The organism is Paenibacillus endoradicis (genome assembly GCF_024721975.1).
Window position 1 is genome coordinate 509,032 of the sequence record NZ_JANQBB010000003.1, and the last position, 23,017, is coordinate 532,048.

Below are 23,017 nucleotides of genomic sequence, written 5' to 3' on the forward strand. Positions count from 1 at the left end.
TTTAGCAGAGGTAAAACGACGAAAGATCCCTTGTAATATGGGGATTTTTGGGCTGAAGTGTTTTATTTATGGATCATTTGTGATGATCATTTTGCTTATCTCGGTTAATGGGTGAGTAACTTTATTATGGTTTTATAGTTGTTGGAAAGTATTGGGTGTAATATTAAGCAGTATTTTGTATAATTAATTGAAATTAGTTTTTCTTCGGTAATTAGGTACTACGAGATTCATGAATAAGATGTTATCGGAAATTACCCAAAAATAAGAAAGAGGTCAGTAAAGTGCTAGCAACATATATAATGTTTGGTTTTGCAATAGTTTTTGGAATTGTTTTATTTGGAGCGATGATTACACTCATAAAAAAGTACCCAAAAGTAGCAGTATGGGTGGAGTTGTTTGGATATTTCATTTTAATAATATCTATTATTTGGGTTATGTTTGATTTTACTGCTGCTAAACAAAATCAAGATGGTCAGAATTTAGTAATTAACGAAAAGTTAGATAATATTTGGAGTTATTTTAATAATTTAAATAGTTACTATTCAAATAATGACCTAAGTGAACTTCAAAATTCTTACTATGAAAAAACCAAGTATATTCGCACCGTCATAGATCCAATAAATAAAGAAGGTTGGACAAAAATACATGAATTAACCTCAAAAATACAACTAATATTAATTGCAATATCTGGAGCAATGATCCCCGCAGGTAGATTTAATGAGTTAATCGAAAGATTAAGAAAGAAAAATGTAGAGTAGCTCGAAGAAGAGGGTAACACCAGATTCACACTGCGGTCGTACGCTCTTGGTTGGAAGAAGATATATTGCAATGAATTAACTCACCAACACATTCATTTTACTAAAATAAGTGTTATCTAAAGGAAATGAACGTCGTGAATCCACGAATCGTTATATGTAATGTCCTAAATAATAAAAAATGGAGATGAAAAAATGGAAAACAACATTAAAAATAAAGTCGAAAGGGTAATTGCTAAGATAAGTAATCGTGATCACTATTTACTGAAGAATGATCTAAATGAACGGACAATTGCTCATAAATTTGCGACTTACCTTCAAGAAGAATTTAATGATTATGACGTGGATTGCGAATATAATAAAAAAGTTGATGAAGATAATGGTTCGAAAAATATCTACATACTGAAAGTAGAATGTGAAAAACTTCGAAAGAAGACAAGAAATGAAATATTAATTAACGATGAGGAATACTCGAAATTCTCAATATATCCGGACATTATTGTGCATCACAGAGGAAATAATGACAACAACCTATTAATTATTGAAATAAAGAAATCCACAAATGCGATAGATAGAAAGTTTGATTATAAGAAATTACAATGTTATACAGATAAGTCCCCATACAATAAACTTCATTATAAATATGGACTATTTATCGAATTCAAAACAGGGAATTTAGAATTAACGACACCGGAGTTAATTTGGTATAGAGATGGTGATGAATATATCTAAAAAAAGATCACACAGTATTCACACTCCGGCTATGACTTGGTCACGGTGATGCTATTAGCAGAGTAGTTGATTCAGGTGACAATCTTGCTTACGTAAGGTTCGTGAATACCTGAATGTTTTGTAAAACTAATTAAAGGAGAAAAACTATGAACACATTAATAAATATTGATTTGATTAATTGTATTGAGACAGTAATTGATAGAATCCAAGATAATAACATTTCTGATTTTAACGAATTAGCTTACATTTCAGTAACGAGTAAAAGTGAGTCATACTTTAGAGATAAGATCGCGATTGAATTACAAAAACGGTATAAAGACAAAGTGATCTCAAGAGAATATGTCTTTAGAAATGAAACTGATGATAAGAGCAATAAAAGATATGATCTAGCTATATATGACACGAATTTATCTTTACCTATCAAAATTATTGAATTAAAAAGTTGGTATGTCCATGACATTAGATCTAGTAAAGTGTGGAATGAAGTTATTTATGATTTGAAAAAAATAAATGAATTATCGATCGAATTGGATTTTGAATTCGTAATAATATTTACACATGTTATGGATTCTTATCATGATTTACATGATGGTATTATAAAATATCAATCTATGGTAAATGCGGATTATAAAAAACGAATTCAAATGAAATATCCAGAAGATATTGATAATTACTTTAATATGCGACTTACAGATATAAATTTTGAATTCAAGCGAATTGATACCAAATTAGGTAAGTATAGAAATAGAGATATTAAGAATTATATTTATGTTATTTCAAAAAAGAATTAGCTTCACCTTACACCAGATTCACGCTGCGGGCATGCGCCCTTGGTTGGAGATGTATTAGCAGAGAAATCAGCTCATCAACACATTCATTTCCTAAGATAAGAGCTATCTAAGGGGGAATGAACGTATTGATTACGAAACTTTATAGGGATTTGTATTCTAAAATTAGGAGGTCATAAAATTGGGGCAAGAAGTTATTAAAATTCTAGATGATTATTTCACTGGTAAGTTCAAGCAGTTGAACCTTTATGTTCTGCCACAATTCATGTGGCTAATTTTATTATACTATTTGATGTTAAACTCATTTGTTAGCATTATAGATAAATCAAACTTGCTACAGAATATTGGATTGAAACCGATACTAACATATTTCCCTGAAATAATAATTGAGAAAAACGAATTAATATTACAATTTTTAACTGATTGGTGTCCGTTTATTATATTTTTATCAATAGGTTTATTACTTTGTGGTGTGATTCTGATACTTCTTAAAGAGATAATTGTGATAGGTGAATATAAAGTTATCTGGAATCATTCAAGTTACGGTATATCAGCATTTTTATGGTACTCGTTGATAGGTATTACAATATACTTTTATGAATTAATGCAAGCTTGGTTTCCTCTTTATGTTATTGTAGCGTATACATTATCTAAATCTTTCGAAATTGTAAAGGAAAAAATAAATAAGGGTGACTTAACTTTCTTAAGTTAGGTCTATGCTGGCAACAACATCCTATAGAATCACACTGACTCAGCGGTTACGCTAGGTAAGAAGGTGTGTATTCATAATTATATTTTAAATTTGAAGTTGAGAGAGTTAACAGACAGATAGTTTGCACTGAAAAGTATTTTATATAAATTAAATAAAAACTCTGATTCAGCTGAATTGCATAGAAGTCATCACATCACTCCGCACAGAATTCATGCGGTAGGTATACTTGTAAGATGAACACACGCTTTTTATCACCATTTTACTTACGCACTAGCCAACTACATTCCTATAAGAGAAATTAACCATTTTATCCGTTTCCTATCTCCAAGTCATAGGACATTCCCATCACCTCATAGATTGTGATGAGGTGGTTGAGGTGGCAAATGAAAGTAAGCTTAAAATCACTTATCAGCATCAAAGCATAGTCAATGACAAAGAGAATAACGATAGTCAGCGTGAATTGGATAAAGTTATTAAATACGTTTGGGAACAATTAGCACCTGATATATTACAAGAGATTCAGAATGAACTAACCTATAGCTAGCAGCCGACAGTGATTAATCACTGTCGGTTTTTATTTCCACTAATCAAGCCGTGTACTATTCACTATAATTAGTTCATACCTTGTTTATAACGAGTATCTAATTGATGTGTACAAAGGTGGAAGAAGAATGATTGGATTATACGTTCGGGTATCGACTGCCCTGCAAATAGATAATACAAGCTTAGACCAACAGGTAGAATTATGTCGTAAGTTAGCTTTCGAGATGGGCTATACCGATAAAGACATTATTGTATATAGAGAAGAAGGATATTCGGGAGAAGATATTGACATCCGTCCTGAGATGATGAAGCTGCGTGAAGATGTCGCTGATGGGATCATTACGAAGATTATTTGTTCCCATCCAGATCGGTTAAGTCGTGACTTAACCGACAAGCTGATCGTCGTTCGTGAACTAGAAAAGAACGGTGCAGAGATCTTGTTCACGGATACAGAGTTTGAGAAGTCTCCTGAGGGTTTACTTTTCTTTAACATTATCTCAGCTATCGCTAGTTATGAGTTAGCCCTAATTAAGAAGAGAACGGTGCGTGGTCGAGAGCGAGCAGTTCGTGAGCTACATAAAGTGATGCCAATGCGTGTAGCACCGTTTGGATACGATAAGGACGAAACGGGACAGCTCATCATCAATGAGCGAGAAGCGCAATATGTCAAAATGATCTACGAATGGTACGTGTACGAGCATCTGACGACAAGGGAAATAGGAGATCGTCTCGTTACTTCTGGAATTATGCCTAAGCGTGGAGAATCTAAAAACTGGAGCGCATCCAGTATTGGTAGAATACTATCCTCCGAAATTTATATTGGGAACTATTATTATAACCGTCGTAAGACAGCTAAGGTAAAAGGGCAAACGACTAAAGGTGGAAATCCAAAACGTGAGATCGCCTATCGTGATGAACAGGAATGGCTTCAAGTATCTGTTCCAGCAATTGTTGATAAGCCTTTATTTGATCTTGTCCAACGTCAGAAACTGAAAAATACAACGAATAAGCATATTGGCAATCCTAAGCATGAGTATTTACTGAAGTCATTACTGAAATGTGGTTGCTGCGGTAGAACATGGGATGCCACTACTTATTCAGGAAGACTAGATAAGGAAACAGGAAAAAAAGTTAAATATCGGTGTTATCGTTGTCCAAATCTAGCTCCACGCAAATACGGACCTAATGTAGAGAAATGTAAAAGCCAATCACTTCGTGCAGAGCTAATTGAAGATTTCTTATGGAAGCAAGTTCTCTCGCTTATAAGTCAGCCTGAGCTTTATGTCCAACAAATGAATCAAAGCAATGAAGCGGGTGTGGATGAGCTTCGTCTAAGAGTGAATGCACTGGATGCAGAAGCTAAACAGCGACAACAGGAGAAGGAAAAGATTAAGCTGATGTTTCGCAGAGACGTTATTACAGAGGATGAAATGCTACAGGACATCCATAAACTTAACGAGACCTTCGAGCGTTTAGAGCAATCCAAAAAGCAGATTCAGATGAAATTAGCTTCAATTGAGAAAGAGCATGTCTCACTAGAGCAGCTACAGCAGGTGCTTCAGCGTATTCAAGTGAAGCTACAGGAACCGGAAAACTTAACCTTTGAATTTATGCGGAAAGTGATTGAGATGCTGTTCGAGGAAATTATTTTAAGATTTGATGATACAGAGGACGGACAAACCGAGCTAATTGTGACCTCAGTAGGGGCATTTGACCAGTTTTCCATGAAGGATAATCACATCGGAGTTCGACCACATCATCTTGACGATATGTGCAACTAGACGAAGGTTATGCTCTATAAGTATGTTGCGGGAGTCAGCATCACCAAGTGCCATCTGCGCTAGATGATATTGCTCTTCATCCTCCTTTAAAGGCTGAGGAAACGCATTGTTCTTAACATAAGATACTAATAAAGTAAGTTGCTTAATGAACAACGCTATTGATGAGAAAAAACCTGGCATATATCCACCTCCACATGCAAGTAAGGGCCAAGACTAATGATACTTAGCCTATATAGTCTGTTCTCTAATGTATGAGGGCGGGTGCCTAGATGTGCATGTACCTAGTTAAAATTTCTTAAAATTTCAATGTAGTGAACAAATGGACATATATTTTATTGTCTAATTAATTAAGACGATTCACATTTGACCACTTACTTAAAAAGTGGTCTTTCTCTTGCCCAAACTATGAATGAAGGTAAAGTAAATTCTCAAAAGTTTAATAAAGATTATGTAATTTTTTAGTGATCTGTAGTACTTAGATTCACACTATGGATGTGAATTTATGGATAACCTTCTGATCGTATAGAATCACTTTGCTTAGTGCAATATAAGTCCAGGAGGTGATTAATTCATGTATAAACGCATGGCGTTTGCACTAATTTCTGCAAGCATAGTTCTGACAATGTCAGGATGCGGAATGAACACAAAAAACGTTAAAACGAATGAATTAAAAGTTCGTTCAACGGAAAACCGAGCAATATTAGACGAAAATATGTATGGTAACACGAATGGCAACACGAATGGTAACATGAATGGCAACATGAATGGTACTATGAACGGCAACAAGAATGGTAATGCAAACGGGTATAACATGGGCACCAAGAATGTGCATGTTGATGCAGCCGAAAATATTCAAAATTCTATTTTGAAAATAAAAGGTGTATCAGCAGCTACTGTCTTTGTTAACAACAATGATGTTGTCGTAGGGGTTGACTTGAAGGATAATGCTAACAAAGCAGAAGTCGAAAAACAAGTCAAAAAAGCAGTTGAGAAGTCTGATAAAGGATACAAAGTACATGTGACTAGCGATAAAAACATGCATACTCGTATTCAAGATATGAAGACTCAAATGGTTCCTATGGACGGACATCCTGTTCGTAACATGGCAAAAGATGTAGGAATTCTAATTGAAGATATAGGTAAAGCTATTACTGCTCCTCTACGTTAATAATGATGCAGTATCAACTTGCAGTGTAAATTCAATTAGTTTACATCAATGAGTACTTGAAGATTTATAAATAACCCGCTAACTATTAATTTAGTTTAGCGGGTTATTTTTCATTTATTAATCTATTGGCTAAAAACTTAAATTTATCGTTTCAAATAAACTATTTTAACAAGCATTTAAAATAGTTAGAATCCATTGAGCTTCTTCTTATTGCAGTACAGAGAAAGAGCTATGTGATTTCAGAACTAATGATCAGTACCGATATTTAACACTAACGTTGAGCGACGGAACGATAGTTACGTTAAATTTTGTGCGTGAAGGATATGTAGGATATGGAAATACTAATGTTTATTTCAAATTTGAAGGAGATACGCTCCAAGATGTATGCGTTTTGCTAGAACCGTAAGACGATTTATCGAGGGTGTTTTTGATGAAAATTATCTTTTGAGCTCAATTTGTAATCAGTTATCAGATATCGACTATTATTAGGAGTAATATTTATTCAGACAGGCTAGGTATATTCCAGTTCATTCTCACAATCTATGAATATGTTATTATGTACCATCAATGCATAATTTTTTCATAGGGGGTGAGCGTAATGGAGTTTATTTTCGATAACGAGATATATGTTCTATTGAAACAATATATTCAGCCAGAAATGCTAATTGTAGTGCCAACATTATTGTTTCTTGGCTGGATGATGAAGTCCACTCCTAAAGTACCTGATTGGCTAATACCATATGTGAATACCGTCGTAGGTATAATAGCCGGCATCGCGATGACGCCTTCGGTGATTGATGGCATTATTCAAGGGATACTTGTGTCAGCAATGTCTATCCTTGTTTACAATTTATATCGCCAATGGAAACGTAAAAATGGTACAGACGCTAATAATGAGAAAGAACAGCCTAAATAGTTGGGCAGTACGTTTTATTAATTGTACACTAAGATTATATTGGCTTCATTGTAGAAAGAAGATAATTAGCGCACATAGTTGCTGCTAGTTATCTTTTTTCATTTGTTATGATCAATTTTACTTAATGGAATCAGATAAGTTATTATAGTGTTATCACTTAGGCAAAAGGAGGTTACATGATGAATGAAGTTATTGAGACGATGATGCAACATCGTTCGATTCGCAACTATAAGGATACAATAATTACGGATGAGCAATTATATACAATAATTGAAGCGGGTCAAATGGCTTCAACCTCCAGTAATTTGCAAGCATATAGCATTATTAATATTGTAGATCGTCGACTGAGACATGAACTCGCAGAACTGGCAGGACCACAATGGCATGTAGATACTGCCCCAGTTTTTCTTGTATGGTGCGCTGATCTTAGGAGAGTCGCTGTAGCTACGGAGACAACTATTGATAAACATATAGAAAATCTTGAACTTACTGAGAATTTTCTCGTCGCAACAGTAGACACTGCTCTAGCGGCGCAAAACAGTGCATTAGCTGCGGAATCAATGGGACTTGGTATACTCTTTGTTGGTGGTATTCGTAATCAGATAGAGCAAGTTTCGCAATTGCTGAAATTGCCACAACATGTAGTTCCTTTGTTCGGAATGTGCATAGGATACCCAGATGAACAACCATTTATCCGTCCTCGATTTTCATTAGAAGCGGTGTTACATCAGAACAGTTATAATGAGGAAAAGATTGAGGCGACTATTGCCGAGTATGATGAGAGAGTTGTAGATTATGTTATGGAACGTAGCAACGGAGCGGATAGTTTTAGTTGGAGTGAATCAATGAGAAGAAGACTATCTCAAGCTCGCCAACGTACCACTCAGCAAGCATTTTTCCAAAGCAAAGGATTAATGAAAAAGTAATATTTATGAAGAAATAATTAGAATTACAGTGAAATATAATAAAGCCTTAGATATGATGCGTACATGCTCAATCCTATCTAAGGCTATTTCTAATGAGGGAATTCATTATTTAGTTTAATTCGTAGGTGCAGTTAAGTATTTACGACCTGTTGCAGCTGAAAGGATGAAGCATAAGAATAAGACCATACCTGCTAAAAGATACGGATAATCGATATTAATATCGTATAGGATACCAGCAATAATCGGTCCAAGAATATTACCAAGACTTGTATAAGCAGAATTCAATCCGGCGACATAGCCTTGTTCGTTCGTCGTCATCTTCGACATTAATGTTCCTAAGGCGGGTCTAAGAATATCCATTGCCAAGAAGACAAGGAAGGTGACTGCGAAAATTAGCCAGTATTTATGAACAAATATCGTTAATATAATGAATAAGGCTGATCCAAAAAGACAAGCGGTAATAACTTTGAATTCACCAAACTTGTTCAATATTGTACCAAATGCGGTAGCTTGAATGACGGCACCAGCTATAGAGCCGAATGTAATAATATATGCGATATCAACGGTACTAAATCCAAATTTATCATTAACATAAAGTGTAAACACCGTCTCAAAATTAGCAAGTCCGAAAGATGCAATGAAAATAATGATTAAACTCATAAAGTAAGGTTCTTTCACTGAAAGTGCAAGTTGCTTCCAAAGCGGTATGGAAGCTTTGGCGTCATCTAATGATTCATTCTCATCTTGGTCAGCAATTTCTACTTTAGATGGTAAAAATATAAATGTAATTAATGCAGCAATTAGTCCTGCGATTGCTGCACCATAGAATGGTATTCTAACGCCATACTGGGCTACGAATCCACCTATACCTGGACCTATAATGAAGCCAGTTGTTATCGCTGCATTAATAAAGCCCATTCCTTGAGCACGTTCTTGCTTTGTTGTAACATCAGCTGCATACGCAAGTACGGCGGGCATTATTAATGCAGCACCTACTCCTCCAAGCATGCGAGCAATAAATAGTAATGGGATATTGTTAGATGCTCCAAAAATCCATTCTGCTAAAGCGAATATAAGCATTCCTGCTATGATAACTGGTTTTCTACCTAGACGATCTGAGATCCGTCCAGCAATAGGGGAGAATATGAGCTGAGCAATAGAAAAAGCTGCTACCATAAGACCGATTTGGCTACCGCTTATATGCAATAATTCCATATATTTAGGTAAGATCGGAATAACTAGTCCAATTCCGACAAATACAATAAAAATATTGATCATTAATAATAAAATTGACCCACGATTACGTAATAATAACGACATAATAAACCTCCACATGATGAAACACTCGAATTAGGTATCCGTAATACATGATATTGATAGCATGGACAAATTCCACATATTCATTGCAATAGTTGGCAGGTAAATATTGCAACGTCCTGATATTCTATAGCAGATCCCTTCATCCTCTCATCTATAGCATGCTTCGTGTAATGTAAATTCGCTAAGCAATAACATTAAAAAATGGACATGCTCTATATTCTACAAGTACGCATATAATAAGCAAACAGTAGAGAGGGGGTTTATTGATGAAGAGAAGAACGGTGACTATCATTTCACTTGTTTTATACGGCATCGCTATTATTACGTTAATAACCTCTTATTGTCTCAATAAATAGTTATAAGTAACATAATTCGTTGTTGTAAATGACAAAAATTCCATATAATGCTCACAAATGTAATGGGATATGGTAATGTTAATAGATAGTATGTTAGCGCATTCATTGAAATACAAAGTGGCATTACTAACCGGTCAACACATACAGCCTCAGATATCTTTTTGATCTGAGGTTATTTTTGTATTCTAGTAACAAATCATCTATAGACTAGTAAGAAAGCTAATTTCTATATGAAAAGTACAATAAAGTGTTGGGTGTTAGCAAAGAGGAAACTAAGCTAATATGAATACAATATATTTTTTAGGAGTTTGTGATAACTATGACAACAAATGCATCCGGAACTAAATTATATTATGCACTGCCTGCTTCCGAATGGGAAGAAGCACTTCCTATCGGTAATGGTCGTATTGGCGTAATGGTATTTGGTAATGTGAACAAAGATCGATACCAATTAAATGAAGATACTTTATGGTCGGGTTTTCCAAGAGACACGAACAATTATGAAGCACTCCGACATTTGAAAACATCACGTGATTTACTGCAGCAAGGGAAGTATGCAGATGCTGAAGTGTTAATCGAAAATAAGATGCTTGCAGTAAATTGCCAAGCTTATCAACCTTTTGGTGATCTATATATTGAATGGTTGAATGCACCAAGTAATGTATCTCAATATGAACGTAGCTTAGAACTATCAACAGCCGTTGCCACAACGGTAGCTGTTGATGGGGATAATTCCTATATTCGTGAAGCTTGGGTGAGCTCAACGGACGATATTCTATTTATCACTTATCGATCCCAAGGAAGAACAAACCTTTCCTTGAAAGCAAGCTTTGTTCTTCCTCATCCGTCCAATGTTCTCATCGAAGATGAGCGCTACATTGTAAACAGTAAATGTCCAACGCATATTGCAGATAATTATTTTGAGGATCATCCCTTCGCGGTGCAATACGAAGAAGGTAACGGAGTTATATTTCAATCACAATTGCAAGCGTTCTCGAATGGTGAAATTTTTGTAGATGAAAGCGGCGTATCTGTTAACAATGCCACTGATATTGTGTTCGTAATATCAATAGCAACAAGCTTCAATGGATTTGATAAGCAACCACATCACGATTACGATGCACTTTCACTTACGAATAAAGCCAAATTAGCAGCTGTAACGGAATTGAAATATGATCAACTTTTACATGCCCATATTACTGAACACAAGCGATTATTTGAACGGGTTCAATTCCATTTAGAAGAAAATGAACCTATGCATCATATGCCTACGGATCAACGACTAGAGCGATATAAGCTTGGCGAACAAGATTTGGCACTAGAGAGTTTGTATTTTCACTACGGAAGATATTTACTAATAACTAGTTCCAGACCTGGTACGCAGCCAGCTAATTTACAAGGCATATGGAATCACCGAGTTCAACCACCTTGGAATAGTGATTATACAACGAATATTAATACTCAGATGAATTATTGGCCAGCAGAGTCAACTTCATTGAGTGAATGTCATGAGCCATTATTACAAATGGTCGAAGAATTAACGGTAACTGGCGCTCGTACGGCACGCGTTCATTATAATGCAGATGGTTGGGTGACCCATCACAATGTAGATATATGGAGGATGTCTTCTCCCACAGCAGGTCATCCAAGTTGGGCATTTTGGCCAATGGGTGGTGTATGGTTAACGCAACATTTATGGGAACGTTACTTGTTCCATCCGGATCAGACCTATTTAGCAAAGCGAGCTTATCCTGTTATGAAAGGTGCAGCTCAGTTCTGTCTTGACTGGCTTATTGAGGACGAGCAAGGACAGCTGAAGGTAAGTCCGTCAACTTCGCCAGAGAACAAATTTATATATGGTGATAACAAAGTAAGTAGCGTAGCAGAAAACTCTGCGATGGATATCACTTTGGTAACTGAATTGTTCCAACACGTTATTGAGGCAGCTCATATTCTGAATATTGATCAAGACTTCCGAGCGAAAGTTGTACAAGCATTGGCAAAAATGCCGAAGCTGACTATTAATGAAGCGGGTCATATTCAAGAATGGTCAACGAATTTTACAGAGCAAGAACCAGGCCATCGTCATGTTTCGCATCTATATGGTTTGCATCCAGGTACATCGATTAATACATCTGAGCTTATCGAAGCAGCAAAGCAATCATTAGCTAGTCGGATTTCTCATGGTGGTGGTCATACAGGTTGGAGCTGTGCTTGGCTTATTAATTTATATGCGCGCCTTCGTATGCCAGAGGAATGCTACTCATTCGTCCGTACATTGTTAACAAAATCTACTTATCCTAATCTCTTTGATGCACATCCACCTTTCCAAATTGATGGAAACTTTGGGGGAATTGCCGGGATGGTAGAGGCTTTAGTTCAAAGCCATGCTGGGGTGATAGAACTTCTCCCATCTTTACCGAAAGTTTGGGCAACAGGTGAGATCAACGGATTAACAGCACGCGGCGGATTTAAAGTAAGTTTGAAGTGGGCAGATGGACAATTAAGAGCTGCATCAATTGAGTCGTTATATGGACAACCGCTACGTGTAGCATATAACCAAGCGATTATTATAATGGACGAAGTAACAAATCAGACGTATGCAGCAAATCAATTGATTTCTACCAATATAGGTAGTCGATATACAGTTCACATAAGCTAGTTCAATATATTCAAGGGAGAGACTACTATGACTACAACTAACCAATATCCGTATCAAGACCATACATTAGCACTAAATGATCGAGTGAACGATCTTATCTCAAGATTTACGCTTGAGGAAAAAATAGAATCAATGGTGCAATATCAACCAGCGATTGAACGTTTGGGAGTTGCTGCATATAAACATGGTACAGAAGCAGCACATGGCTTGGCTTGGTTAGGTGAAGCTACATCGTTCCCACAACCCATTGGACTTGGTTGTACGTGGGATCCACAATTAATGAAAGAAATTGGCTCCGTTATTGGTGATGAAGCCCGTATATTCTACCAACGTAATCCAGAAGTTAACGGACTAACATTATGGGCTCCAACTGTTGATATGGAACGTGACCCACGTTGGGGACGTACCGAAGAAGCTTATGGTGAAGATCCAGTACTTACTGGTGAGCTCACATCTGGTCTAGTACAAGGTATGCAAGGCGATCATCCTACCTATTACAAATCGATTGCAACATTGAAGCATTTCATTGGTAACAATAATGAGGTTGATCGTGGTAGCTGTTCCGCAAGTATTGATCCACGTAATATGAAGGAATACTATCAAGCTGCATTCAAGCCAGCATTTGTTAAAGGCGGAGCGAAGTCTATGATGACTTCGTACAATTCAGTAAATGGTACGCCAACTATTCTTCTTAATGATGTAAAGAAAGTTGTTAAAGAAGAGTGGAATATGGATGGCTTTATTGTAAGTGATGCAGGAGATTTACTAGGAATCGTTAATGATCATCATTACTATGATAACTATAAAGAAGCGGTTGCTCATTCGATAAAAGCTGGTATAGATAGCATTACAGATGATAAAGAAAAATCTTGTAATGCAATTCGTGAAGCATTAGCAGAGGGGTTGTTAGTTGAGCAGGATCTTGATACTGCACTGTTCAATACGTTCAGAGTACGTTTCAAGCTAGGAGAATTTGACCCAGTTGAGCTTAATCCATATGCGAATGTACCAGAGTCTAAATTAATGGCGCCTGAGCATACCCAGCTTGCTCTACGTGCAGCACAAGCATCCGTTGTTCTATTAAAAAATGATGGTAACATATTACCTCTTCAAGCAGAGAAACTTCAATCCGTGGCAGTAGTTGGACCACTTGCTAATATTGTGTTCCGTGACTGGTATGCAGGAACTCTTCCATACAAAGTAACTGTATTAGAAGCGGTTGAACGTAAACTTGCGGGCAAATCTGTTAGCTTTTCTTCTGGCAATGATATCGTGACTTTAGCAAAAGCAGCGACAAAGCAAGGTTTTGTTGTTGATACAGACAATGAGAATAGATTGAAATTAATTGAATCCGGTGAGGCAGCTACATCATTTGAAATGGTCAATTGGGATTGTGGAAGCTATACGCTTCTAAATACAGCAACGAATAAACTATTAACTACCGCTGATGACAAGCATCTAGCAGCCAATGCAGATGAAGCATTCGGTTGGTTCGTTAAAGAAGTTATTCGATTGAAGGAAGAGAAAGATCAATTATTCAGCATTAAGTCTTGGAATAACAAAGCGATTAAATTACCACAAAACATGGGTGAAGTCATTACAGTTGATGAAGAAGCGGTAACTACAATGGATGACCTACTTCACATTATACAGTTGAATGATGGAATTGCGGAGGCTACAGCGCTTGCTGCTATAGCTGAACAAGCGATAGTTGTTGTTGGTAACAATCCGCTTATTAATGGTAAAGAAGAGATCGATCGTCCTAGTTTAGAACTAGCTGCTGATCAAGTTAAACTAATTGAAGAAGTTTTGGCAGTTAATCCGAATACAGTGGTTGTTATTATTGGTGGATATCCATTCGTACTTGGAGCTCTTGCGGACAAAATCCCAGCCATCGTCTACCTTTCACATGCGGGACAAGAATTAGGTAATGCCGTAGCTGATGTATTGTTCGGCGATTATTCGCCTGCAGGTCGCTTGAATATGACATGGTATACAGGTGAGGAGCAACTTACAGATCTGTTAGATTACGATATTATCAAGAGCAAGCGTACCTATCTATATCTTGAAGATAAACCACTATATCCATTTGGACATGGTCTAAGTTATGCTAGCTTTGCTTATAGTGACTTCAATGTAACGACAGCTTTCAATGCAGCTGATCAGCTTGAAGCAACCGTTACAGTTAGCAATACGTCTAGTATTACCGCAGATGAAGTAGTACAGATCTATGTAACGGTATCAGGCTCTCGCGTGAAGCGCCCTGTCAAAAAACTGGTTGCTTTTACGCGTGTGAAACTTGAAGGTGACGCTACTGCGTTCATTACTTTACCAATCCATATTGATCAATTGCATATGTGGGATGTTACGAGAGATCGCTTTGTACTTGAACAAGCAACTTACAACTTCCAAGTAGGTTCTACTTCTGCGGATATTCGCGCTGAGCAGTCACATGAGCTTGCTGGTGAAGTTATTCCTGCTCGTAATCTTACCGATTGGACACGTGCTGAAAATTATGATCAATATACAAATGTATACTTGGATGAATCCAAGGAAGGTACTACTTGCGTAAGGGCAAATGGAGAACAAGGTTCGATTGTATATGAGAATGTAGATTGTAATTTACCACATACTAAGCTTCAAGCTAGAGTAGCTGGTGGTGAATCTGGAGGCAAGCTTCAAGTGAAGTCTAACTCCGAAATAGTCATTGGAGCTATCGATATAGCTCCATCAAGCGAGCAGCAATGGTCAGATGTTGTAGTGGAGCTACAAACGGTAAATGATGAATTAACAATCGAGCTTATTGGATCTGTGAAGATTAGTGGCTTTAAATTAATTTAGATAGTTATATCTATAAGTACATGTTCAAAGAGTGGACCAGTCTTCATCAAAGAAGATACATTACGATGTCGACTATATTACGTTAGCATAGTCATCGTTATCAAGTCCGCTTTTTGAACATCCTCTATATTAACCCATGATGTAACGGAGCTCCTCCGTTACACCATGGGTTATCGTTTTGTGCAACCTATGTTATGATACGATAGTATTTATACAAAAATCAGATTCTATATTTCATCAAGTGAGGATAAGAAATCATGCTATCAAAGTTTCTTGCTCGGCTAGATAATGTGCGTATAAAACAAAAGTTGTTTGTCTCATTCATTGTTGTTGCCTTCGTACCGATTATTTTTGTAGGTGTATATCTTACGTCGCAATTCAGGCAGCATGTACTTGAGCAAGCAACGGAGCAATCCAATAATAATGTTGAACGAATTAAGTTGCAATTGGAAAGTACAATTCAACGACCAATTGATATTTCTGGTATATTGATGAGTGATGCGAATCTTTCGAATGTTATAAATACACAATATGAGAGTACATATGAAGTCGTCAAAGCATTTCAAGATTACAGTGATTTTCGTGAATATTTGAAACTTTACAATGAAATATCCAATATTAAATTTTATTCAAGTAATAAAACGCTGTTAGATAACTGGGAATTTATGCGACTTACAGATGAGATTACCGAGAGTTCATGGTATGACTATACTAATCATAGTGGACTTATCTATTGGGCATTCATTGCTGATGAAACAAAGAAAAATCAATCCTATCTTTCCCTTGTAAGAAAGGTGGAATTTCCATTATATAGAACCAATGGTATCCTTGTTATGAATATATCGCCTGATGTATTGAACAATATCGTTAGGCAAGAAACATTTGATACGTATATTATTGATAGCTTAGATACGATTGTAGCAGCTAAAGATCATAGTTTAGTTGGTCAGAGAATATCCGAATTAGACTTCGCAAGCGAGCGAATCAATTGGGGTGTTGGACAGTACGAGATGAAGGTAAATGGAGAACCCTCAAGAATTATCGTGGAGGAATTGTTACCGCAATACAGTCAAAACAGTTTGAAGATTATGTCGATTTTCAGAATAGATAGTATAGTGAGTGGTGCTGATCGGATTTCATATCAAGGTTTAATAGTTATGTTAATAAGTATCATTATTTCTATGATTCTAATCTATGCAACGTCTTCTTTAATATCTAAGCGAATATTGGCTTTAAACCGCCACATTAGTAAAGTCAGTACGGGGGATCTAAATGTTAACTCCGATATAACCGGTAATGATGAGATAGGATTGTTATCGCGCCAGTTCAATAATATGGTTGGTAATATACGCGATCTAATGGATCGCGTTCGAGATACAGAGTATCAAAAATCTCAGCTAGAACTACGCCAGCGGGAAATTAAACTGAAAATGATGGCAAGTCAAATCAACCCACATTTTCTGTTCAATGCATTAGAATCTATTCGTATGAATGCTCATATGAAAGGTGAAAAGGAACTTGCTGGCATTGTGCGAATGCTTGGTAAAATGATCAGGAAAAATTTAGAGGTTGGATCAGGTTCAATTTCAATGGCAGATGAAATCGAAGTTATCCGTTGTTATCTAGAAATTCAAAAATTCCGATTCGGGCCTGAACGATTAGCTTTTACATTAGACGTTGATGAAAGTGCTTTAGAACAGAAAGTACCACCACTATTAATTCAACCAATCGTTGAAAACGCCGTTGTGCATGGTTTAGATCAAGTGATAGTAGACGGGAAAATTCATATTTCAATTCAGTATCATTTGGCCCAGTTGAGAGTGGTTATTACAGATAATGGACAAGGTATGGATATCGAGAGATTACAACAAGTTATGCAAGCAATAAGTGAGCTTGAAGAAGAGAATGGATCACGTATTGGCCTAAGGAACGTACATCAAAGATTAGTTATGACATACGGAGTCGAAGCTGGTTTACAAATAAATTCTCAGCTAGGTGAAGGTACTTCCGTTTCATTTGCAATCAATATGGAGGAGAACTAGATGTATAAAGTAATGATTGTTGATGATGAACCAATGATTAGACAAGGCTTGCAATCATTAATTGAATGGGAAGAGTATGGTTTTCATGTAGTTGCTCTTGCTAGTAATGGAGTAGAGGCTATTGAGTTATATAAGGAACATAACCCCGACCTCATACTCGTTGATATTCGTATGCCAATCATGGATGGAATTCGAACGATTGGAGAGCTTCGTCAATTAGGTTCCAAATCACGAATATTAATATTAAGTGGCTATGGTGAATTTCAATATGCCCAACAAGCGATTCGATTTAAAGTGGACGGTTATGTGTTGAAGCCTATAGATGAGAATGAGCTAACGCTTTATATTGAGAAGGTTAGCAAAGAACTGAATAAATCACAGCAAGAAGCAGTTATTAGTACACAAACATTAGCGTTGCTTCGAGAAGAATGGTTAAAAGGTTTTGTGGAATATGAGCTACAAGAAGCGGAACTAAGTTTAGAACATTGGAAGCGTCTTTTTACGCACCCATATTCAGAAGCGAATATCATTTTACTTGATACATATAGTCGTGAACATTCATTAACGACTCGCAATATGATTAAACAACAGCTTTCTAGCTTTATTGAAGACCAGAAATGGGGATATGTATTCTCAACAGATGCATATATTGGCATATTAATTAATCAGGTTTCGATGAACCAGTCGAAGAAAGAACGTTTAAATAATATTATTGAACTCTCATGCAATCAGAAAGCACAATTCGTTGCAATTATGAGTGCTACACATACAGACTTAAAGGCATTGTATGAGGAACTTGTTCAAGTGAAAATTGCATTGAAAAATCGCTTCTTTATGCATGCAAATGATTTATTTGAACTTAATGAGATTAAACTTGCGCATGATTTTGACAAGCCTGAGCTTCCATTGTCGGTATTTATTGATCAAATGTCTCAAAAATTATTTTATGTGATTGATGTTGGCAACAAAACGATGCTAGATGAACTTCTCGATCAAATAGCTGATCTATTGAGAAATTATTGTGAAACTGAGCAACAGATGAAATCTAGTTGGGCACAATTGTTAACGATGGTGATGAATCGAATCTCTGCGATGCATCCACAATTAGCACTTGAAGACGATTTGAAACTTGTTACGCAGCTTTATTTGACTCATCATTATCATCTTATGATAGACCAATTAAAGCTCCAATTAACTTCGTTAATGAATCGCTTAACAGTAACAGAAAGTACGAATACAACAGTTATGAAACAGATGATTGATTTTATTGATCGACATTACGCAGAACCGCTGCGATTAGAGACGATGGCTGATCTATTCAATTATAATAGCGGTTATCTGGGTAAAATGTTCAAAAATCATACCGGCGATAGCTTTAATACGTATTTAGACAATGTGAGAATTGAGCAGTCCATTGTTATGCTTCAAGAAGGTTACAAAGTACATCAAGTGGCGGAGCGAGTAGGATATGCTAATGTAGATTATTTCCATAGCAAATTCAAAAAATATAAAGGGGTTTCGCCCTCTGCATATAAACCTACCTCTATGAGTAAAAAATCATGTGAATAATAATTATTTTAGAACTAATTTATAATTAGTTCTATTTTTTTGTGTTGAAAACGCTTCGATTTATATAAAAACCACTAATTATTATGGCAAAAGTCATTTTTTGATATGATTTTATAGCAAATTTATATGGTGTTACCGTTTTTTTATATCAGCTATTATAAAGCTATCAACGAATCAGTTATATGGATCATTGTAGTAGGAGGAAGCCGGATGAAAGAACAAACAACAAACATCACGACAGTTAATGGTGCAAGCAAGGGCAAAAGGTTTTGGCAAACGATGCTTCAACAAAAGTATTTATATCTAATGTCTATGCCATTTGTTATATGGGTCATTATTTTCAGTTACGTTCCGATTTGGGGATGGTTGATGGCCTTCCAAAACTATAGACCTCGGAATTCAATTATGAATCAAGATTGGGTGGGTCTTAAACACTTTATTGAACTATTCACAGATGAGCGCTTTTACTTAGTGTTACGTAACACCTTAGCAATGAGTTCAATGGGATTGATTGTTAGCTTTACAGTGCCCGTTATCTTTGCACTTTTACTTAATGAATTGCGTCAACAATTTTTCAAAAGAACGATTCAAACGATCGCTTATCTACCTCACTTTGTATCTTGGGTAGTTGTATCAGGTATCGTTACGAAAATGCTATCTACGGATGGCGGTGCAATTAATGATTTTCTAATTAGTTTACACATAATAGATCATCCGATTCAATTTATGGCTAAGGGAGAATGGTTCTGGTCAATCGTAACCATCTCAGATGCTTGGAAAGAAACAGGTTGGAACTCCATTATTTTCTTAGCTGCAATGTCTGGTATTGACCAGGAATTGTATGAAGCTTCAACAGTAGATGGTGCAGGACGCTTTAGAAAAATGTGGCATATTACATTGCCAGGCATTAGAACGACATTTATGGTACTGTTCATACTTTCTATCGGTCACCTTGTTAGTATCGGCTTCGAGAAACAATTCTTACTCGGAAATCCGGTCGTCGTCGACTATGCGGAAGTCATAGACTTATACGCATTAAATTACGGTATTAATCTAAGTAGATATTCTTACGGTACTGCGATTGGTATTTTCAACTCTGTAGTTAGTATCATTCTCGTATTCCTCGCGAACTATATTTACAAAAAGGTTACGAAAGAATCTATCATCTAGAGGAGGAAATATAAGATGAGTTCAAATGCAAGCAAGCTTATGAAAAGAAGTGTAGGCGATAAAATATTCGACACAGTCAACGTGGTCATCATGTTGCTGGCTGGTATAATAACACTTTATCCGTTCTTGAACGTTCTAGCCATTTCATTGAATGATTCCGTTGATACGGTACGCGGTGGAATAACGATTTTCCCACGCGAATTCACTTGGCAAAACTATCAAACTATTTTTGGTTATGAATCACTAGGTACTGGTCTTCGCAATACGTTAATTAGAACGATTCTAGGTACAGGTATTGGTGTACTTACCGCTTCGATGCTTGCTTACACACTTAGTCGTATTGATTTCCAAGCAAGAAAATGGTTGTCTCCAATGTTCGCAATGACAATGTACTTCTCAGGTGGTCTTATCCCAGGGTACATGCTGATGCGTCACCTTGGATTAATTGGTACATTCGAAGTGTACTTACTGCCTGCACTATTAAGTGTATGGAACGTATTTATCGTAAGATCTTACATCGATGGATTACCATTAGCACTACAAGAATCAGCTAAAATTGATGGTGCTAATGACTTAACGATTTTCTGGAAAATCATTTTACCTCTATGTACACCAGTTCTTGCAACGATTGCCTTATTCATTGCAGTAGGTCACTGGAATGCATGGTTTGATACTTATCTTTACAATAGTCAGAAGCCACAATTTACGACATTGCAGTATGAATTGATGAAAGTGCTTCAATCAACACAGTCATCTGCAAACTATCGAGATCCAAATGCACAACAAGCGATTGCCTCAGTATCTCCTGAGTCTATCCGAATGGCAATTACGATTGTAGTTACTGTTCCTATTTTATTCATCTATCCATTCTTACAACGTTATTTCGTAAAAGGAATGACATTAGGTGCAGTAAAAAGTTAATTTTTCCTTGATATTGTCGAGATGCTTTTACAAACGTTCAAGCATCTCGTAATATAATACACAGATAGATAAAGGGAGGCAGTTTCTAATGAAGAAAGTAAAGATGGGTCTTAGCTTGTTGTTAATGATGACGATGTTATTTTTAGCAGCTTGCGGTAATAACAGCAATAGCACTAATACTCCTAGTACTACTAATAACAGTACTTCTGGTTCGAGTGAAGCAACTCAAGAACCTATGACAATTAGTCTTGTATCTGGTGATGTGAATCCAGACTGGGACAAAAATCAAAGTGAAATTGGTAAAGTAATCAATGAAAAAACTGGTATTACTGTGGATGTACAATTCCCAGTTGGTGGTTCGGATGCAGATACATTCGCATTGATGGTTGCTAGTGATGAGTATCCAGATCTAGTAATGCCAAAAGGCAACACAAATAAATTGGTAGATGCTGGTGCGCTTCTTGACCTTCGTCCATTACTTGAAGAACATGCTCCTAACCTTATGAAAGTATATGGCGAATATCTTGATCGCCTTGTATACAGTTCTACTGACGATTCTATCTATACATTACCGCTTGATGGCGTTGGACAAACTTATTTTGAAGCTAGTGGTGGTTTCCAACTACAGCATCAAATATTAGAATCTCTTGGCTACCCAGAAATTAAAACTGTAGAAGATTATGAAAGCGCAATTAAAACTTATATTGAGCAAAATCCAAAAACTGAAGATGGTCAACCTCGCCTAGGACTTTCCTTGAACGGTGGAGAATGGCAAATTCTTATCTCTGTAACAAACCCTGCATTCTATGCAACAGGTGCGCCAGATGATGGTGAATACTATGTTAACCAAGAAAACTATGAAGTTATTATGCATTACCAACGCGCTGAAGAAAGAGAATACTTCCGTTGGTTGAACCATATGAATGATATCGGTCTACTTGATCCGGAATCCTTCGTCCAAAAATATGATCAATATAAAGCTAAAGTTGCTTCTGGTCGTGTACTAGGCCTAATCGATCAAGCTTGGGACTATCAAGAAGCAGAAAATGCTTTGAAAGCTGAAGGGAAAATTGATTCAACTTATGCACGTTTCCCTGTAACACTTGATGAAACATTCAAAGATGCATCATTCCAAGGTACTGGTTACATTGCTGGTTATGGCATTGGTATAACAATTGATGCAGAAGATCCAGTTCGTATTATTAAATACCTTGATTACTTAGCTTCTGATGAAGGTCAAGTACTTGTTAACTGGGGTATTGAAGGTGTTCACTATACAGTAGATGCTGATGGTAAACGTTCAATTCCTGCTGAAGTACAAGATCGCAAAGCAAACGATGCGAGTAACTTCAGAAAAGAAACTGGTATCGGTAACTACTGGATGTCTGCACGTTATGGCGATGGCGTTCTAGATCCTTCTGGTAACTACTATACGACTAACTTCCCTGATCAAATCGTAGCCGCATACTCAGATGCAGATAAGAAAACTCTTGCTGCTTATGGCGCGACAACGTACAAAGATCTATGGCCTGCTGATGATGAATTTGCAGAACGTGCATATGGTGCTGGTTGGACAATTAATTTCGATACAGCTTCTGATGCGAATGTTATCTTCCAAAAATCACAAGATTTGATGAAGAAATATATTCCACAAGCGATTCTTACTGACCCAGCTAATTTCGATAAAGTGTATGATGAATTTATGGCTGAACTTGATAAAATCGGAGTTTCTAAAATGACAGATGAATATTCAAAATTAATTAAAGATCGTGTTGAAATGTGGTCTAACTAGTCTCGATTATATGCTAATAGACA

Annotated in this window: 17 protein-coding genes and 1 pseudogene; 16 read left to right on the top strand and 2 right to left on the bottom strand. The window is 36.5% G+C overall.

Translation table 11 applies throughout. The features are described 5' to 3' along the window. The first annotated feature begins 281 nt into the window (after positions 1–281). The 6 genes from NV377_RS12580 to NV377_RS12605 all read left to right on the top strand — a co-directional run bounded on the left by NV377_RS12580 (position 282) and on the right by NV377_RS12605 (position 5,311). Complete coding sequence (locus NV377_RS12580; protein WP_258199278.1) at positions 282–758, top strand: hypothetical protein; 477 nt, start codon at positions 282–284, stop codon at positions 756–758. Positions 759–950: 192 nt separating this feature from the next. Continuing rightward, positions 951–1,487 carry a hypothetical protein gene (locus NV377_RS12585; protein WP_258199279.1) on the top strand — a complete coding sequence of 179 codons (537 nt, stop codon included), beginning with the start codon at positions 951–953 and terminating at the stop codon, positions 1,485–1,487. 146 nt (positions 1,488–1,633) lie between these two features. After that, positions 1,634–2,278 carry a hypothetical protein gene (locus tag NV377_RS12590; protein ID WP_258199280.1) on the top strand — a complete coding sequence of 215 codons (645 nt, stop codon included), beginning with the start codon at positions 1,634–1,636 and terminating at the stop codon, positions 2,276–2,278. Positions 2,279–2,456: 178 nt separating this feature from the next. After that, complete coding sequence (locus NV377_RS12595) at positions 2,457–2,987, top strand: hypothetical protein (RefSeq protein ID WP_258199281.1); 531 nt, start codon at positions 2,457–2,459, stop codon at positions 2,985–2,987. 376 nt (positions 2,988–3,363) lie between these two features. Continuing rightward, positions 3,364–3,531 carry a hypothetical protein gene (locus NV377_RS12600; protein ID WP_258199282.1) on the top strand — a complete coding sequence of 56 codons (168 nt, stop codon included), beginning with the start codon at positions 3,364–3,366 and terminating at the stop codon, positions 3,529–3,531. A gap of 127 nt (positions 3,532–3,658) precedes the next feature. Beyond that, entirely contained in the window at positions 3,659–5,311 is a 1,653-nt protein-coding gene (locus tag NV377_RS12605) for a recombinase family protein (RefSeq protein WP_258199283.1), read from the top strand. On the opposite strand, the pseudogene NV377_RS12610 reads toward NV377_RS12605, so the two are convergent. Further along, a pseudogene (locus NV377_RS12610) lies at positions 5,291–5,491 on the bottom strand (RNA polymerase subunit sigma-70); the annotation flags it as partial. The gene NV377_RS12605 and the pseudogene NV377_RS12610 sit on opposite strands and share 21 nt — an antisense overlap. Before the next feature lie 391 nt (positions 5,492–5,882). On the opposite strand from NV377_RS12610, the gene NV377_RS12615 reads away from it, so the two are divergent. The 3 genes from NV377_RS12615 (at position 5,883) to nfsA (ending at position 8,321) form a co-directional block, all read left to right on the top strand. Further along, positions 5,883–6,479 (top strand): YhcN/YlaJ family sporulation lipoprotein, encoded by a 597-nt coding sequence (locus NV377_RS12615; protein WP_258199284.1) that lies wholly within the window; start codon positions 5,883–5,885, stop codon positions 6,477–6,479. 598 nt (positions 6,480–7,077) lie between these two features. Then, positions 7,078–7,395: a phage holin family protein gene (locus NV377_RS12620; protein WP_258199285.1), complete on the top strand. Its 318-nt coding sequence runs from the start codon at positions 7,078–7,080 to the stop codon at positions 7,393–7,395. Between the two features lie 176 nt (positions 7,396–7,571). Continuing rightward, positions 7,572–8,321, top strand: a complete 750-nt coding sequence (gene nfsA / locus NV377_RS12625; protein ID WP_308860042.1) for an oxygen-insensitive NADPH nitroreductase — start codon at positions 7,572–7,574, stop codon at positions 8,319–8,321. A gap of 114 nt (positions 8,322–8,435) precedes the next feature. Here nfsA and NV377_RS12630 read toward each other — a convergent pair whose 3' ends face one another. Continuing rightward, complete coding sequence (locus NV377_RS12630; RefSeq protein WP_258199286.1) at positions 8,436–9,641, bottom strand: MFS transporter; 1,206 nt, start codon at positions 9,639–9,641, stop codon at positions 8,436–8,438. A 675-nt stretch (positions 9,642–10,316) separates the two neighbouring features. On the opposite strand from NV377_RS12630, the gene NV377_RS12635 reads away from it, so the two are divergent. The 7 genes from NV377_RS12635 (at position 10,317) to NV377_RS12665 (ending at position 22,994) form a co-directional block, all read left to right on the top strand. Further along, positions 10,317–12,659: a glycoside hydrolase family 95 protein gene (locus tag NV377_RS12635; RefSeq protein ID WP_258199287.1), complete on the top strand. Its 2,343-nt coding sequence runs from the start codon at positions 10,317–10,319 to the stop codon at positions 12,657–12,659. Positions 12,660–12,686: 27 nt separating this feature from the next. After that, on the top strand, positions 12,687–15,500 hold the full coding sequence (locus NV377_RS12640; RefSeq protein ID WP_258199288.1) for a glycoside hydrolase family 3 C-terminal domain-containing protein: 2,814 nt from the start codon (positions 12,687–12,689) through the stop codon (positions 15,498–15,500). 257 nt (positions 15,501–15,757) lie between these two features. Then, complete coding sequence (locus tag NV377_RS12645; protein ID WP_258199289.1) at positions 15,758–17,542, top strand: cache domain-containing sensor histidine kinase; 1,785 nt, start codon at positions 15,758–15,760, stop codon at positions 17,540–17,542. Continuing rightward, positions 17,543–19,111, top strand: a complete 1,569-nt coding sequence (locus NV377_RS12650) for a response regulator (RefSeq protein ID WP_258199290.1) — start codon at positions 17,543–17,545, stop codon at positions 19,109–19,111. It begins immediately after the preceding gene. A 210-nt stretch (positions 19,112–19,321) separates the two neighbouring features. After that, the gene (locus NV377_RS12655; RefSeq protein WP_258199291.1) at positions 19,322–20,281 is read left to right on the top strand and encodes an ABC transporter permease; all 960 of its coding nucleotides are present in this window, start codon (positions 19,322–19,324) and stop codon (positions 20,279–20,281) included. Positions 20,282–20,296: 15 nt separating this feature from the next. Next, complete coding sequence (locus NV377_RS12660) at positions 20,297–21,202, top strand: carbohydrate ABC transporter permease (protein ID WP_258199292.1); 906 nt, start codon at positions 20,297–20,299, stop codon at positions 21,200–21,202. 88 nt (positions 21,203–21,290) lie between these two features. Beyond that, positions 21,291–22,994, top strand: a complete 1,704-nt coding sequence (locus NV377_RS12665; RefSeq protein WP_258199293.1) for an ABC transporter substrate-binding protein — start codon at positions 21,291–21,293, stop codon at positions 22,992–22,994. The last annotated feature ends 23 nt before the right edge of the window (positions 22,995–23,017 follow it).